Consider the following 14,956-nt stretch of genomic DNA (forward strand, 5'->3'; position numbering starts at 1 on the left):
GCGTGAGCGTCGCCCTGAACCAAACCTTCAGTCCGTCCCCGCCCGCCACACCCGCGCCAACGCCGCCAGCTTGCCCCTGAAACTCAGCCTGTCGTTCGACAGCGCATCGATGAAGTCCGACAGCCGCTGCGACTTCACCATCGTGTAGATCGTGAGCCAGGTGGTGAACACGAACACCACGCCGAACCAGATCGCCTTGCGCCACAGCGGCGCGTCGGCTTCGGCCAGCAGGTTCATGCCGAGGAAGCCGGTGGTGACGGTGCCGATGAGGCCGAACAGCGTGACCACCGTGAGCCGCACCACGGTGCTGGCCTGCCGGCGCAGGCTGTCGGCATCGAGGTAGGTGTTCATGTCGGCGATGCGCGCCTTGACCTCGTCGTACAGCGGGTCGAGCCCGAGGTGCGCGGCGCACATGTGCGAGAGCGCGCGCACCTGCGCCTGCTCCGAAATCTCGTGGAACCAATAGCGGTGCGTGAAGCGAAGAAAGCGCTCGAAGCTCGCGCGGATGGCGCGCTTGAACTGCTTCACGCTCGGCGTGCTGCGGATGTCGAGCTTCTTGAGCGCCTCGACCAGCTGGTCCGAGAACATCAGCAGCGAGGCCTTCTGGAAATGCGCGATGAGGAACAGCAGGAAGTGCTGGTGCCTGAACTGCGCGAGCACGCCGCGGTCGCGGCAGCAGAAGAACTCGGAGCGCGCGTCGCCCACCACGACGAGGGCGTGGCCGTTGCACAGGTAGCGCGTGTTGGGCGCCGCGCCCGTGTTCACCCAGAAGCGGTCGTAGCAGTAGGTGTGCTCGAAGTCGGCCAGGTGGTGCTCGGCATAGGGCAGGTGGGCGTCGGCGCCGCCCGCGCCGGTGACGAGCGCGAGCCGCACGAAGTCGTCGCGCGTGAGGCGGCGTGGATCGTCCAGCGACAGGTAGGCCATCACCGGCATGCGGTAGTACTCGATCTGGCGGTAGCGCAGCACGCCGGGATCGTCCGAATGGTCGCTCACCAGCGGCTGCATCAGGTAGGCCCAGTGCGCGGCGATGCGCGGTGCGCGGTGCTGGGCCACATGCGACAGGAAGGCGTCGCGCTGCTGCGCGTCGGAGGCGGCGAGCACGCGGCCGTCGGCGTCCAGCCACTCGACGCTGGCCATGCAGTGCAGGGCGGCGCCGTCGGGCTCCCAGCCCGAGGGGTAGGCGCGGCCGAAGCGGTAGAGGATGTCCTGCGCCTGCGCCAGGCTCAGGTGGTCGGTGCCGACCTCGAGGTTGAGCAGCACCACGTCGATGTCGAAGAAGAAGTACAGGTCGCAGTGAATCACGTCGAGGGTGATGGGCGCCTCGCCGGGGTGCGCCACCAGCCGCACGGCCGCGATGTCGCGGCGGCGGAACACGCGCATCGGCGAATCGCCGTCGCTGCCCGCGGCGTCGGTGCTGCCGCGCGATCGGCCTTCGCCGTACAAAAAGCGTTGCACGTAGGGCAGGAAGCTCACGAACTCGTTGTAGTGGCGCTCGTGGAAGCGGCCGCTCTCGCCGGTGTATTCGTCGACCTCCTCGCGCCAGGGCGAGGCGTCGCCCATGTCGCGCAGCACGTGCCAGGGGCCGTGGTGCGTGGGCGCCGCGCCGGGCGCCGGCACCAGGCGCAAGGGCCAGAGCAGCGCCTGCCGGAAATGCTGCACGACGGGGCCGGTGGCCGGGGTGCCTGCCGGGGGAGAAGTGGGGTCCGCGTGGGGGTTCGGCATCGCGCCAGTGTAGGCAGGCGGGTAGGGCAAAACGCCCACCTAGGGGAATCCCTAGCTAGGCCTGAAACCGGTTTCATTTAAGCTGCAAGCATTCCTTTCAGGGTCTGCGCACGGCCTGGCCGTGCACGCTCCGCCATGAACTACCAGTTCCAATTCGACGCCGTCTTTGCCGCCTGGCCGCTGCTGCTCAAGGGCACGTGGATCACTGTGCAGCTCTCGCTCACCGCCACCTTGCTGGGGCTGGTGGTGGCCATCTTCTGTGCCTGGGGCAAGACCTCGGGGCCGGGCTGGCTGCGCTTCATCGTCAATGCCTACATCGAGGTGATCCGCAACACGCCGTTCCTCGTGCAGCTGTTTTTCTTCTTCTTCGCACTGCCGGCCATCGGCCTGCGCTGGTCGCCGCAGACGGCCGCGCTGGTGGCCATGGTGGTGAACCTGGGCGCCTACGCCACGGAGATCATCCGCGCGGGCATCGAGTCGATTCCCAAGGGCCAGATCGAGGCGGGCCGCGCGCTCAACCTCAAGCCCTGGGAAATCTTCCGCTTCGTGATCATCAAGCCCGCGCTGAAGGCCATCTACCCCGCGCTCACGAGCCAGTTCATTTTGCTGATGCTGAGCTCGGCCGTGGTCTCGGTCATCTCGGCCGACGACCTGACCTCGGTGGCCGCCAACCTGCAGTCGCAGACCTTCCGCAGCTTCGAGATCTACATCGTCGTGGCCGCCATCTACCTCGCGCTGGCACTGGCTTTCTCGGCCATGTTCAAGCTGATCTACAAGCGCACGCTCAACTACCCGGACCGCCGGTAACTGACTGACCACGACGGACGGAGCACACACCATGCGCACCTTCGGTTTTCCCGAATTCCTTTTCATCCTCGAAGCGGCCCAGTGGACGCTGGCGCTGTCGGCCATCGCCTTCGTGGGCGGCGCGATCCTGGGGCTGCTCATCGCGCTGATGCGCACGTCGGAATCGACGTGGGCGCGCGCCGTGTCGACCACCTTCATTCAGATCTTCCAGGGCACGCCGCTGCTGCTGCAGCTGTTCCTGGTGTTCTTCGGCGCGCCGGTGCTGGGGCTGGACATCAACCCGTGGGTCGCCGCGGGCGTGGCGCTGGTGCTGAACAGCGCGGCCTTCCTGGGCGAAATCTGGCGCGGCTGCATCCAGGCCATTCCGCGCGGCCAGTGGGAGGCGGCGCAGGCGCTCAACCTGCACTACGTGGCGCGCATGCGCGACGTGGTGCTGCCGCAGGCCTTCAAGATCGCGCTGGCGCCCACGGTGGGCTACCTGGTGCAGATCATCAAGGGCACGTCGCTCGCGGCCATCATCGGTTTCGTCGAGGTCACGCGCGCCGGACAGATCGTCAACAACGCCACCTTCCAGCCGCTCATCGTGTTCTCGGTGGTGGCCGCCATCTACTTCGTGATCTGCTGGCCGCTGTCGCTGCTGGCGGCGCGCATGGAGCGCAAGCGCGCCCAGGCGCTCGCACGTTGACCCTTTTCGCTTTTTCTTTCTCGTCGCTTCCTTTCTTTATTCAGGAGACACATCCAATGACCGTTACCACCACCCGCCGCGCTGCCATCGCAGCCCTGGGCCTCGGCGCCGCGCTGACCGTGTTCGCTCCCTTCGCTTCGGCACAAAGCATGGCCGACATCAAGAAGAAGGGCGAGATCACCATCGGCATGCTGGTCGACTTCCCGCCCTACGGCACCACCGACGCCAAGAACCAGCCCGACGGCTACGACGCCGACGTGGCCAAGCTGCTGGCGAAAGACTGGGGCGTCAAGGCCAACATCGTGCCGGTCACCGGCCCGAACCGCATTCCGTTCCTGTTGACCAACAAGGTCGACCTGCTGGTGGCTTCGCTGGCCGTGACGCCCGAGCGTGCCAAGCAGGTGCAGTTCTCGCAGCCCTACGCGGCCGCGACCATCGTGCTGTACGGCGCGACCAAGACCTCCATCAAGGCGGCAGGCGACCTGAAGGGCCTGCGCGTGGGCGTGGCCCGCGCCTCGACGCAAGACGTGGCCGTGACCAAGGCCGCACCCGAAGGCACGGAAATCCGCCGCTTCGACGACGACGCCTCGGCCATGCAGGCGCTGATCTCGGGCCAGGTCGATGCCATCGGTTGCTCGGTCACGGTGGCTGCGCAGATTGCCAAGCGCGTGCCGGCCAACACCTTCGAAAACAAGTTCACGCTGGTGCAGCAGTCGATGGGCATCGCGATGCGTCCGGGCCAGGAAGAGCTGACCAAGGCCGTGAACGAATTCGTGCAGAAGAACACCGCCAACGGTGAGCTGAACAAGCTCTATCAAAAGTGGCTGCAGGCCGACCTGCCGAAGATGCAATAAGCGAAAGCGCTTGAAGGGAATCCTGGCATGACGACGGAATCGATCATCCGCATGGAAGCGGTCAACAAGTGGTACGGTGAATTCCAGGTGTTGACCGGCATCGACCTGTCGGTGCGCCAGGGCGAGCGCATCGTGATCTGCGGGCCCTCGGGCTCGGGCAAGTCCACGCTCATCCGCTGCATCAACCGGCTCGAGACGGTGCAAAAGGGTCGCATCGTGGTCGACGGCATCGACCTCACGGCCGGCGGCAAGAACGTGGACGCGGTGCGCGCCGAAGTCGGCATGGTGTTCCAGCAGTTCAACCTGTTCCCGCACCTCACCATTCTGGAAAACTGCACGCTGGCGCCGATGCGCTCGCGCGGCATGACCAAGGCGCAGGCGGAAGAGGTGGCCATGAAGTACCTCACGCGCGTGCGCATTCCCGAGCAGGCCAGGAAGTACCCGAGCCAGCTCTCGGGCGGCCAGCAGCAGCGCGTGGCGATTGCGCGCGCGCTGTGCATGTCGCCCAAGATCATGCTGTTCGACGAGCCCACCTCCGCGCTCGACCCCGAGATGGTCAAGGAAGTGCTCGACACCATGATCGGCCTGGCCGAAGACGGCATGACCATGCTGTGCGTGACGCACGAGATGGGCTTTGCCCGCAGCGTGGCCGACCGCGTGATCTTCATGGCCGACGGCAAGATCGTCGAGCAGGCGCCGCCGCAGGAGTTCTTCCGCAACCCCAAGGACGAGCGCACGCGCCAGTTCCTCGGGCAAATTCTCAGCTCGCACCAAGCCCACTGATGGCCTTCGAAGTCCTGATTTCTCTGTCGTCCTTCGGTGCGGCCGAGGTGGGGCGGCACGGCCAGCTCTGGTGCTCGCAACTCTCGCGCGCGGCCGGTGCCGATTCGGTGGAAGTGCGCGGCGAGATGCTGCGTGACGCCGATGCGGAACTGCCCGCGCTCGACGGCCTGGCTTCCGTGTACTCCAGCCCCGAGGGCCTGTGGGCCGAAGGCGGCTGGCTCGACAGCGCCGCGCTGCAACGCGGCATCGCCGCCGCCACGCGCGTGGGCGCGAAGCGGCTCAAGATGGCCATCGGCGACTTCCAGGCTTCGTCGCACGGTTCGCTCTGGGGCCTGAAGGTGGCGCTGGCCGAGACCCGCGTCGAGCTGCTCATCGAGAACGACCAGACGGTGCGCGCCGGCACGCTGGCCGCGTTGCAGACCTTCTTCGACGTGGCCGACCGCGCCGGCGTGCCGCTCGGAATGACCTTCGACATGGGCAACTGGCACTGGCTCGGCGAGTGCCCGCTGCAGGCCGCGCAGACGCTCGGCCACCGCGTGCGCTACGTGCATTGCAAGGGCGCGCAGCGCCTGCCGCACAAGTGGGTGGCGGTGCCGATGGGCGACTCGGTCGCGCCATGGCGCGCGGTGTTGCGCGCCTTGCCGGCCGACGTGCCCCACGCCATCGAATACCCTCTGGTGGGCGACGACCTGCTGGCCGTCACCCGCACGCAGATCGACTTCATCCGCGCCGCACGAGCGTAGGAACACACACATGACGCAACCCACCGCCTTCGACGTCGCGCTGTTCGGCGAAGCCATGCTGCTGCTGGTGGCCGACCGGCCCGGCCCGCTGGAAGACGCAGAGGCGTTCCACAAGCGCACCGCCGGCGCCGAGACCAACGTGGCCATCGGCCTGTCGCGCCTGGGCCTGAAGGTCGGCTGGGCCAGCCGCCTGGGCACCGACTCCATGGGCCGCGCGCTGCTGGCCGCGATGCGCGCCGAAGGCATCGACTGCTCGCACGTGATCACCGACGCGACGCAGCGCACCGGCTTCCAGTTCAAGGGCCGCGTCACCGACGGCAGCGACCCACCGATCGAATACCACCGCAAGGGTTCGGCTGCCAGCCACATGGGCCCGGCTGACGTCGACGAAGCCTGGCTGCGCTCGGCGCGCCACCTGCACGCCACCGGCGTGTTCGCCGCCATCTCCGAGACCAGCCTGCAGGCGGCGCTCAAGTCGATGGACGTGATGCGCGCGGCCGGCCGCACCATCTCGTTCGACACCAACCTGCGGCCCACGCTGTGGTCGTCCACCGAAACGATGCGTCACTGGGTGAACGAACTCGCCTCGCGCGCCGACTGGGTGCTGCCCGGCATCGAAGAGGGCCTGCTGCTCACCGGCCACGACAAGCCCGAAGACGTGGCGAAGTTCTACCGCGAACGCGGCGCGAAGCTGGTCGTCGTCAAGCTCGGCGCGGCCGGCGCCTACTACGACAGCGACGTGGCCGGCACCGGCCATGTCGACGGCTTCCCGGTGAAGGAAGTGATCGACACCGTGGGCGCGGGCGACGGCTTTGCGGCCGGCGTGGTGAGCGCGTTGCTCGAAGGCCGCAGCGTGCCCGACGCGGTGCGCCGCGGCGCCTGGATCGGCGCGCGCGCCGTGCAGGTGCTCGGCGACACCGAAGGCCTGCCGACGCGGGCGCAACTCGAAGAAGCGGGGCTCTGATGACGAGAAAGAACGTGCTGGTGTTCCGGGCCCTGCCCGAAGACCAACTAGCGCGCCTGCAGGCGGTGCACCACGTCACCGTGGCCGATCCGCGCAAGGCGCCCGAGGCCTTTGCCGCTGCGCTTGCCACCGCGCACGGGCTGATCGGTTCGAGCTACAACGTCGACGCCGCGCTGCTCGATGCAGCGCCGCAGCTCGAAGTGATTTCGAGCGTGTCGGTCGGCGTCGACAACTACCCGCTGGCCGAACTGCACAAGCGCCACATCGTGCTGTGCCACACGCCCGACGTGCTCACCGAGACGGTGGCCGACACGGTGTTCGCGATCCTCATGGCCACGCAGCGCCGCGTGGTCGAGTTGTCGACGATGGTGCGCGAAGGCCGCTGGACGAAGAACATCGGCGAGGAATTCTTCGGCACCGACGTGCACGGCAAGACGCTGGGCATCCTCGGTTTCGGCCGGATCGGCCAGGCCGTGGCGCGCCGCGCCGCGCTGGGCTTCGGCATGCCGGTGCTGTACCACGCGCGCCGCCCGGTCGACCTGGCCGCGCAGGCGCCCGAGCTGCAAGGCCGCGCCACGCACACGCCGCTCGATGATTTGCTCGCGCGCGCCGACATCGTGCTCGCGATGCTGCCGCTGACCGACGCCACGCGCGGCATGATCGACGCCGCCTTCTTCGCGCGCATGAAGCCGGGCGCGTCGTTCATCAACGGCGGCCGTGGCGCCACCGTGAACGAAGCCGCGCTGCTCGACGCGCTCGACCACGGTCACTTGCGCGCCGCCGGCCTCGACGTGTTCGCGAAGGAGCCGCTGCCGGCCAACTCGCCGCTGCGCACGCATCCGCGCGTCACGCCGCTGCCGCACATCGGCTCGGCCACGCACGAGACGCGCCATGCGATGGCCGCGCTGGCCACGACCAATCTGCTGCAGGTGCTGGCCGGGCAGAAGCCCACGGCCCCCTACGACACCGCCGCCGCCTGACATGAAGCCCACAGGCCGCGCCACCATCGCCGACGTCGCCGAAGCCGCGGGCGTCTCCAAGGCCACCGTCTCGCGCTTCCTGAACCACCGCGAGCGGCTGTTGAGCCCCGACATCGCCGCGCGCGTCGAGGCCGCCATCGCCAAGCTGGCGTATTCGCCCAGCCCGATGGCACAGGCGCTGAGCCACGGCCGCTCGCGGCTCATCGGCCTGATCGTGGCCGACATCACCAACCCGTACTCGGTGGCCGTGCTGCGCGGCGCCGAAAAGGCCTGCCAGGACGCCGGCTACCTCGTGATGCTGTTCAACCTCGGCAACGAGAGCGAACGCGAGCGCGAGGCCATCAATGCGCTCGCGGGCTACCAGGTCGACGGCTTCATCCTCAACACGCTGGGGCGCGGCAGCAACGTGGTCGACGCGGTCACGCTGCACGGCAAGCCCGCCGTGCTGGTCGACCGCCGACACACGGGCATGCACACCGATTTCGTCTCGCTCGACAACCACGCCGCCATGCGCGACACCTGCGGCCACCTGGTCGAAGGCGGCTACCGCGAGCTGCTGTACGTCACCGAGCCGCAGAAGGGTGTGAGCTCGCGGCGCGAGCGCACGGCCGCCTTCGGCGCTTGCGTGGCGGCGCACGAGCCGCGCGTGGCGGGCGAGGTCTTCGAATCGGTCGAGGGCGAGAACGACGCGCTCGACGACGCCTTGCGCGCGCTGCGCCAGCGGGCCAAGCGCGGTCGCCGCGCGGCGGTGGTCGCGGGCAATGCCGTGGTCACGCTGCGCGTGGCGCAGGCCATGGCGCGGCTGGACTGGCGCTTCGGCGCCGACCTGGGCTTCGTGGGCTTCGACGATCCCGAATGGGCCTCGCTCATCGGGCCGGGCCTGAGCACCGTGGCGCAGCCGACCGACGAGATCGGCCGCGCGGCGGCCACCTGCCTCATCGAGCGCCTGCGCGGGCTCGACGCGGCGCCGCGTCAGCTGCTGCTGCCGGGCGAACTCATGGTGCGAGGCTCATCGACGGCACTGCCGTAGCGGATGCCGCAAAGGAGGCGGGCCCGCGCATCCAGCCGGCCGCGCGCTCCGCGATCATGATCGTCGGCGCGTTGGTGTTGCCGCCGATCAGCGTCGGCATCACCGAGGCATCGACCACGCGCAGGCCCGCGATGCCGTGCACGCGCAGCTGCGGGTCGACCACCGCCATCGCATCCACACCCATCTTGCAGGTGCCCACCGGGTGGTAGATGGTGTCGGCGCGCGCGCGGATGTGCGCTTCGAGCTGCGCGTCGGTGTGGGCCTCGGCGGTGTAGACCTCGCGGTGGCGGTATTTTTCGAGCGCGGGCGCGCGCATGATCTCGCGCGTCTTCTTCACGCCCTGCAGCAGCAGCGCCATGTCTTCCGGGTCGGCCAGGAAGCGTGGGTCGATGCGCGGCGCCGAGTCGGGGCTGGCGTCGTTCAGCCGCACGTCGCCCCGGCCCTTGGGGCGCAGCACGCACACATGGCACGAGAAGCCGAAGCCCGCGTGCAGCTTGCGCGCATGGTCGTCGGTGATCGCAATCACGAAGTGCAGCTGCAGGTCGGGCCGGCGCAGCTCGGGCGACGACTTGATGAAGGCGCCGCCTTCCGCGAAGGGCGTGGCGACCAGGCCCGTGCCGTCGCGGCGCCACTGGCCGATGGCCTTCAGCAGGTGCAGCCCGCCGACCGGGCCGATGCCGAACATGTCGGTCTGCTTGGACTTGTAGGCGACGATGAAGTCGCAGTGGTCCTGCAGGTTCTGCCCCACGCCGCGCAGCGCATGTCGCACTTCGATGCCGTGGCGCGCGAGCTCGTCGGGGTCGCCGATGCCCGAGAGCATCAGCAGCTGCGGCGAGTTGAAGGCGCCGCCGCACAGCGCCACCTCGCGGCGTGCGCGAATGGTTTCGACGTTGCCGCCGCGCCGCACCTCGACGCCCACCGCGCGCCGGTCTTCGAGCACCACGCGCAGGGCCTGCGTGCCGGTCATTACCGAGAGGTTGGGGCGCTGGTCCATCACCGGGTGCAGGTAGGCCGCGGCGGCCGAGCAGCGCTCGCCGTTCTTCGCGCCGCCGTGGAACTGCGTGACCTGGTAGAGCCCCGCGCCTTCCTGCTCAGGACCGTTGAAGTCGTCGTTGCGCGCAATGCCGCACTCGGCGGCAGCGCGCACGAAGGCCTCGGTGATGGCGCGCGGGCTTTGCTGCTCCGACACCTGCAGCGGCCCGTCGGCGCCGTGCAGCGCGCTGGCGCCGCGCTGGTTGCCTTCGGCGCGCAGGAAGTGCGGCAGCACCTCGTCGAAGCTCCAGCCGGCGCAGCCTGAACGCGCCCAGTCGTCGTAGTCCTCGCGGTGGCCGCGCACGTAGAGCATGGCGTTGATCGCGCTGGAGCCGCCCAGGCAGCGCCCACGCGGCTGGTAGCCGCGCCGCCCGTTCAGGCCGGGCTGCGGCACGGTCTGGTAGGCGTAGTTGTTGATGCGCGGGCGCCCCGGGAGCATCGCCACCACGGCGGCCGGCGCCCGCACGAGGATGCCGCGGCCGTCGCCGCCGGCCTCGATGAGGCAGACCGTCACCGACGGGTCCTCGCTCAGGCGCGAGGCCAGCGTGGCGCCGCCCGAGCCGCCGCCCACGATCACGTAGTCGAATTCCGCCATGGCATCTGGTCCTTCTTGTCGTTGGATGTTGGGGGCGCCGAGGCGCCGATGCGTGCACCGGCATTGTGGCCAGCGACCCCGGGGTCGGGCCCCACGGGTTTCCCCTGCCGTGGACGTACCTTGGGGGCTTTACCGATGCTTCACCCAGCGGACAAATTGCAACGCGCCGCCCGTGGCCCAATGCGCCTTCGGAGCGGCCGACCCGGCGCCCGCCCTTCAACGCTCTGCCCATGCACCTGCTTTCAGACGCGACGATATTCACCGAGGTCCGCTTCTGGGCGCTGGTGCTGTGCTCGCTGGTGCTGCCCGCCGCGATCTTCGTCACGCTGTTCGTGCGGCGCGAGTTCTCCAAGACCACCGTGCTGGCCTTCGGCCTGCTGCTGATCGCGCTGGCGGGCGCGGACATCTTCCTGCTGCGCGCGCTGGCGCGGCTGGCGCAGGCCACGCCTTCGCTGGCGGACGATCTCGTCTTCTCGTCGGAGCTGTCGATCGCGCTGTACATCTTTCCGGCGGCGTTCGGCACCATCGGGCTGAACATGGTGTCGCACGTGCTCATGCACTACCTGAAGCAGAAGGAAGCGCGGTTCGAGGCCCACCGGCAGACACCGCCGTCGGCACCGCCAGGGCGCCGAGGGTCGCGCGTGCTGCGTCACCGTCGTGCTGCATCGCGCGTGTCGCCGCGGCCGGGCTTGCGCACGTCCGCGGCGCGCCGTCCGCCTGCCGACCGCTGAGGGCGATACCCGGCGGGTTTCCTCCGGCACCCACGGGGAACCGTGGGGTTCGACGCCGGTTGCCGCCAGAATCGAAGGATGCCCGCCACCATCCTGTTGATCGACGACCACGCGATGTTTCGCGAAGGCCTGTTCCTCGCGTTGCGCGAAGCCGAGCCGACGATGACCGTCGCCACGGCCCGCAACGGCGCCGAAGCGCTCGAGGCGCTCGCCACCTTGCCCCGGCTCGACGCGGTGATGACCGACTACTACCTGCCCGACCTCGGTGGCGCGGCCCTGCTGGCCGAGCTGCACCGGCGGCGCGGCGGCCTGCGCATCCTGGTGCTGTCGGCCTCCGAAGACCCGCAGGACATCGACACCGCGCTCGACGCCGGCGCGCAGGGCTTCGTGCACAAGTCGGCCGACAGCCAGCAGCTCATGGACGCGCTGCGCCGCGTCATGGCGGGCGAGCAGAACGTGGTGCAGGCCTCGCCGGCGGGCGGTGCGTCGCTGCCCGTGCTGTCGACGCCCACCGACGTGCTGAGCACGCTCACGGCGCGGCAGGCCGAGGTGCTGCAGCTCCTGTGCGAAGGGCTGCGCAACGCCGAGATCGCGCTGCGCCTGGCCACCAGCGAGAAGACGATCAAGGCGCACATCTCGGCGATCTTCGGCGCGCTCGGCGTGACCAGCCGCACGCAGGCCGTGATCGCGGCGCGGCGCGCGGGCATGCTCGGTCGCCCGCGCTAGGGCCAACGCATCAGCGCGGCTGCTGCTGCGTCGTGCAGTGGATGCCGCCGCCGCCCGCGGCAATGGCGTCGATGTCGAGCTGCACCACCTCCCGCTTGGGGAACAGCTCGCGCAGCAGCGCACGGGCGTTGCCGTCGGCGCGCGCATCGCCGAACTGCGGCGCAATGACGGCGCCGTTGCAGACATAGAAGTTGATGTAGCCCGCCGCGAACTCGTCCGACTCGTAGGTGCTGCGCACCGATTCCGGGCCGCGCAGCACTTCCACGCGCAGGCGCTGGCCGCGTGCATCGGTGGCCTGGCGCAGGATCTCCAGGTGGCGCCGGGTCACGGCGTGGTCGTAGGAATCGGGGTCGTCGTCCAGGCCCGCGACCACCACGCCCGGTGCGGCAAAGCGCGCATAGAAATCGGTGTGGCCGTCGGTGATGTCGCGGCCCGCGATGCCGGGCAGCCAGATGATCTTGCGCAGGCCCAGCAGGCGCTTGAGTTCGGCCTCGCAGGCTTCCTTGCGCAGGCCGGGGTTGCGGTTGGCGTTGAGCACGCAGCTCTCGGTGATGATCGCCGTGCCCGCGCCGTCGACCTCGATGCCGCCGCCTTCGAGCACGAGCCGCGTGCGCAGGCGCTGCACCTCGGCGGCGTCGGTCACGTACTCGGCCACTTCGGCGTCGCGCGCATGCGACTGCTTGTTGCCCCAGCCGTTGAAGTTGAAGTCGACGCCGGCCCATTCGCCCGCGCCGTTGCGCACGAACACGGGGCCGGTGTCACGCATCCAGAGGTCGTCCACCGGCTGCACCTCGAGCGTCACGCGGTTGCCGCACAGCCGCGCCGCCAGGTCGTGCTCCTGCTCGCGCACCAGCAGGTGCACGGGCTCGAAGGCGGCGATGGTGCGGGCGATCTGCGCCAGGTGTTCGCGCGCCGGCTTCAGCAGGCGCCGCCCCCAGACCCGTTCGCTGGGGCCGAAGGACATCCAGGTGGCGCGGTGCGCGTCGCCCTCGTCGGGCATGTGCCAGGTGTCGGGCGCCGCGGCGGTGGCGATGGACGACGTGGCCCACGCCAGCGGGGCCAGGCCCATGCCGTGCAGCAGGCGGCGGCGGGTCAGGGGAAGGTGCATGTCGGTCTCCGGAATCAGGGGAGGGGGCGCGGCATCACGCCGGTTCCTGTTGCGTCGTGCAGTGGATGCCGCCACCGCCCGCGGCGATGGCGTCGATGTCCAGCTGCACGATCTGGTGGCTGGGCAGGTGCGCGGCCAGTGCCGCGCGGGCTGCGCTGTCGGCCACGGCGTCGCCGAACTCGGGCAGGAACACCGCCTTGTCGGTGAGGAAGAAGTTGACGTAGCCGGCCGCGAATTCCTTGCGTGCAAAGGTGGGGCGCACCTGGCTCGGCGTCTTCAGCGTGACGATCTGCAAGGGGCGCCCGCGCGCGTCGGTGGCGCCGGTCAGCAGTTCCAGGTGGCGGTGCGTCACGGCGTGGTCGTACGATTTCGGGTCGGTGTCCAGCGCCGCCACGACCACGCCGGGCTTGAGAAAGCGCGCATAGAAGTCGGTGTGGCCGTCGGTGATGTCGCGGCCCGCAATGCCCGGCAGCCAGATGATCTTGTCCAGCCCCAGCATGCGCTTGAGCTCGGCCTCTGCGTCGGCCTTGCTGACGCCCGGGTTGCGGTTCTTGTTGAGCACGCAGCTCTCCGTGATGATCGCCGTGCCCTGGCCATCGACCTCGATGCCGCCGCCTTCCATCACGAGGCTGCTGCGCAGCAGCGGCACGCCCGTGAGTTCGGCCATGCGCGCGGCCACCGTGGCGTCGCGTGCATGGGCCTGCTGGTTGCCCCAGCCGTTGAAGTTGAAGCTCACGGCGGCGCGCTCGCCACGGGCGTTGCGCACGAAGACGCAGCCGGTGTCGCGCATCCAGAGGTCGTCGATGGCGTGTTCGATCAGGTGCACGTTGGAGCCGCACAGTTGGCGGGCCGTGGAAGCATCCGCGGGATTCACCAGCATCTTGACCGGTTCGTAGACGCTGATGGCATTGGCGATGCGCGCCAGCGCCTGGAACACCGGCTGGCGCATCTCGGCCGTCCAGATGGATTCGCGCGCCGCGAAAGCCATCCACACGGCGCGGTGGGCGTCGCCTTCGTCGGGCATGCGCCAGCCGGACGCGGGCGCCGGGGCGGGTGCCGGCGAAGGGGTCGGCATGGGCACGGGGAAGGGCGGCAGCATGCCGCTGCCGCTCCCACCACCGCCGCCGCCGCAAGCGGTCACGAGTCCACCGAAAAGGCCCAGGCCGCCCAGGCCCAGGAGAGTGCGTCGCGTTGTCATTGGAATCAGGGTTATTACTAAGTTCTAAGAAGCCCCGAATTCTGTCGATGCCTATCTATCTACACAATTGATGTCTTTTAAATGGATTGATCGATATGGCTCATATCGCCAGCGTCTTCCTGCGCAAACCGCCGCAGGCTGTCGAACACCTCCCGCACCAGCGGCAGGCGTGAGGGGCCCTCGGCGCACGCGATCCAGAGGGTGCCCAGCGGCAGGCTCGGGCTGTCCGGCCACTGCCGCAATTGCCCCGTGCGCAGGGCGTCGTCGGCCAGCAGCCGCGACACCAGCGCGATGCCCCGGCCGCGCAAGGCTGCGTCGAGCACCAGGCGCGGGTCGTCGTAGATCGCGGCCTTGCGCAGGCCGCCGAAATGCGCGCGGATGAAGGGGCCGATGCGGTCGCTCGTGAGGTCTTCTTCGAGGCACAGCAGGCCGAGGTTGTCTTCCTCTTCCTGTGTGGGCGGCCCCACGGCCACGAGCTCGTCGGTGAGCAGCGGCACTTCGAACACACCCTCTTGCCGCAGCGGCGCGCGGGTGATGGCGATGTCCACGTCGAGCTCGTCGATGAAGCGCGCGCTCTCGTCGACCGAGATGATCGGGCACAGGTCCGGGTGCGCCTGCAGCAGCCGGTCGACACGCGGCTGCAGCCAGCCACTGGCCACGGGTGCGGGGCACACCAGCGTGACGAGCCGATCGTCCATGTAGGTCTCGATGCGGGCCAGCCCGTTGCGGATGTGCTCGAGCGACTTGCCCACGCTGTCCAGCAGCAGGCTGCCCGCCACCGTCAGCTCCACGCCGCGCCCCTTGCGCCGGAACAGCGGCTGGCCGACCTGCTGCTCCAGCTGCGAGATCTGGTGGCTCACGGCGGACTGCGAGACGAACAGCTCTTCCGCCGCGCGCGAGTAATTGCCCAGGCGCGCCGCCGCCTCGAAGCCGATGAGGAACTTGAAAGAGGGCAAGCGGGTGTTTGACATATGAATGGGGTCGATGAATTCAGCCAA

15 protein-coding genes are annotated in these 14,956 nt (G+C 69.2%); 10 read left to right on the forward strand and 5 right to left on the reverse strand.

Annotation, left to right across the window (positions count from 1 at the left end):
• Positions 1-27 precede the first annotated feature (27 nt).
• Positions 28-1,722, reverse strand: a complete 1,695-nt coding sequence (locus AC07Y4_RS26825; RefSeq protein WP_487849182.1) for a hypothetical protein — start codon at positions 1,720-1,722, stop codon at positions 28-30.
• 135 nt (positions 1,723-1,857) lie between these two features.
• Between AC07Y4_RS26825 and AC07Y4_RS26830 the strand changes: the two genes are divergently transcribed.
• The 8 genes from AC07Y4_RS26830 to AC07Y4_RS26865 are packed head-to-tail and all read left to right on the forward strand — an operon-like array spanning position 1,858 to position 8,568.
• Positions 1,858-2,529 carry an amino acid ABC transporter permease gene (locus AC07Y4_RS26830; RefSeq protein WP_062474717.1) on the forward strand — a complete coding sequence of 224 codons (672 nt, stop codon included), beginning with the start codon at positions 1,858-1,860 and terminating at the stop codon, positions 2,527-2,529.
• 31 nt (positions 2,530-2,560) lie between these two features.
• Positions 2,561-3,214, forward strand: coding sequence for an amino acid ABC transporter permease (locus AC07Y4_RS26835; RefSeq protein WP_062474720.1), 654 nt, complete (start codon positions 2,561-2,563; stop codon positions 3,212-3,214).
• Between the two features lie 56 nt (positions 3,215-3,270).
• A complete protein-coding gene (locus AC07Y4_RS26840; RefSeq protein ID WP_095744763.1) occupies positions 3,271-4,068 on the forward strand; it encodes a transporter substrate-binding domain-containing protein in 798 nt (265 codons plus the stop codon).
• Positions 4,069-4,095: 27 nt separating this feature from the next.
• On the forward strand, positions 4,096-4,851 hold the full coding sequence (locus tag AC07Y4_RS26845) for an amino acid ABC transporter ATP-binding protein (protein WP_487849181.1): 756 nt from the start codon (positions 4,096-4,098) through the stop codon (positions 4,849-4,851).
• Positions 4,851-5,594, forward strand: coding sequence for a sugar phosphate isomerase/epimerase family protein (locus tag AC07Y4_RS26850; protein WP_487849180.1), 744 nt, complete (start codon positions 4,851-4,853; stop codon positions 5,592-5,594). Before AC07Y4_RS26845 ends, AC07Y4_RS26850 begins: the two co-directional genes overlap by 1 nt.
• A gap of 10 nt (positions 5,595-5,604) precedes the next feature.
• On the forward strand, positions 5,605-6,558 hold the full coding sequence (locus AC07Y4_RS26855) for a sugar kinase (RefSeq protein ID WP_062474731.1): 954 nt from the start codon (positions 5,605-5,607) through the stop codon (positions 6,556-6,558).
• Positions 6,558-7,538, forward strand: coding sequence for a 2-hydroxyacid dehydrogenase (locus AC07Y4_RS26860; RefSeq protein ID WP_487849179.1), 981 nt, complete (start codon positions 6,558-6,560; stop codon positions 7,536-7,538). Before AC07Y4_RS26855 ends, AC07Y4_RS26860 begins: the two co-directional genes overlap by 1 nt.
• Before the next feature lies 1 nt (position 7,539).
• Complete coding sequence (locus AC07Y4_RS26865) at positions 7,540-8,568, forward strand: LacI family DNA-binding transcriptional regulator (RefSeq protein WP_159272412.1); 1,029 nt, start codon at positions 7,540-7,542, stop codon at positions 8,566-8,568.
• On the opposite strand, the gene AC07Y4_RS26870 is transcribed toward AC07Y4_RS26865, so the two are convergent.
• Positions 8,534-10,195, reverse strand: coding sequence for a GMC family oxidoreductase (locus AC07Y4_RS26870; protein ID WP_495275368.1), 1,662 nt, complete (start codon positions 10,193-10,195; stop codon positions 8,534-8,536). The two genes, AC07Y4_RS26865 and AC07Y4_RS26870, sit on opposite strands and share 35 nt — an antisense overlap.
• Positions 10,196-10,425: 230 nt before the next feature.
• Between AC07Y4_RS26870 and AC07Y4_RS26875 the strand changes: the two genes are divergently transcribed.
• Positions 10,426-10,926: a hypothetical protein gene (locus AC07Y4_RS26875; protein WP_487849177.1), complete on the forward strand. Its 501-nt coding sequence runs from the start codon at positions 10,426-10,428 to the stop codon at positions 10,924-10,926.
• A 78-nt stretch (positions 10,927-11,004) separates the two neighbouring features.
• Complete coding sequence (locus tag AC07Y4_RS26880) at positions 11,005-11,652, forward strand: response regulator transcription factor (protein WP_139703137.1); 648 nt, start codon at positions 11,005-11,007, stop codon at positions 11,650-11,652.
• A 10-nt stretch (positions 11,653-11,662) separates the two neighbouring features.
• Here the strand turns inward: AC07Y4_RS26880 and AC07Y4_RS26885 are convergent, their stop codons facing one another.
• The 3 genes from AC07Y4_RS26885 to AC07Y4_RS26895 all read right to left on the reverse strand — a co-directional run bounded on the left by AC07Y4_RS26885 (position 11,663) and on the right by AC07Y4_RS26895 (position 14,914).
• Positions 11,663-12,760, reverse strand: a complete 1,098-nt coding sequence (locus AC07Y4_RS26885; RefSeq protein WP_487849176.1) for an agmatine deiminase family protein — start codon at positions 12,758-12,760, stop codon at positions 11,663-11,665.
• A gap of 34 nt (positions 12,761-12,794) precedes the next feature.
• Positions 12,795-13,958, reverse strand: a complete 1,164-nt coding sequence (locus tag AC07Y4_RS26890; protein WP_487849175.1) for an agmatine deiminase family protein — start codon at positions 13,956-13,958, stop codon at positions 12,795-12,797.
• Positions 13,959-14,035: 77 nt separating this feature from the next.
• A complete protein-coding gene (locus AC07Y4_RS26895; protein WP_487849174.1) occupies positions 14,036-14,914 on the reverse strand; it encodes a LysR family transcriptional regulator in 879 nt (292 codons plus the stop codon).
• Positions 14,915-14,956: the final 42 nt, after the last annotated feature.

This window comes from Variovorax sp. GW460-12-1-14-LB1, assembly GCF_059423605.1.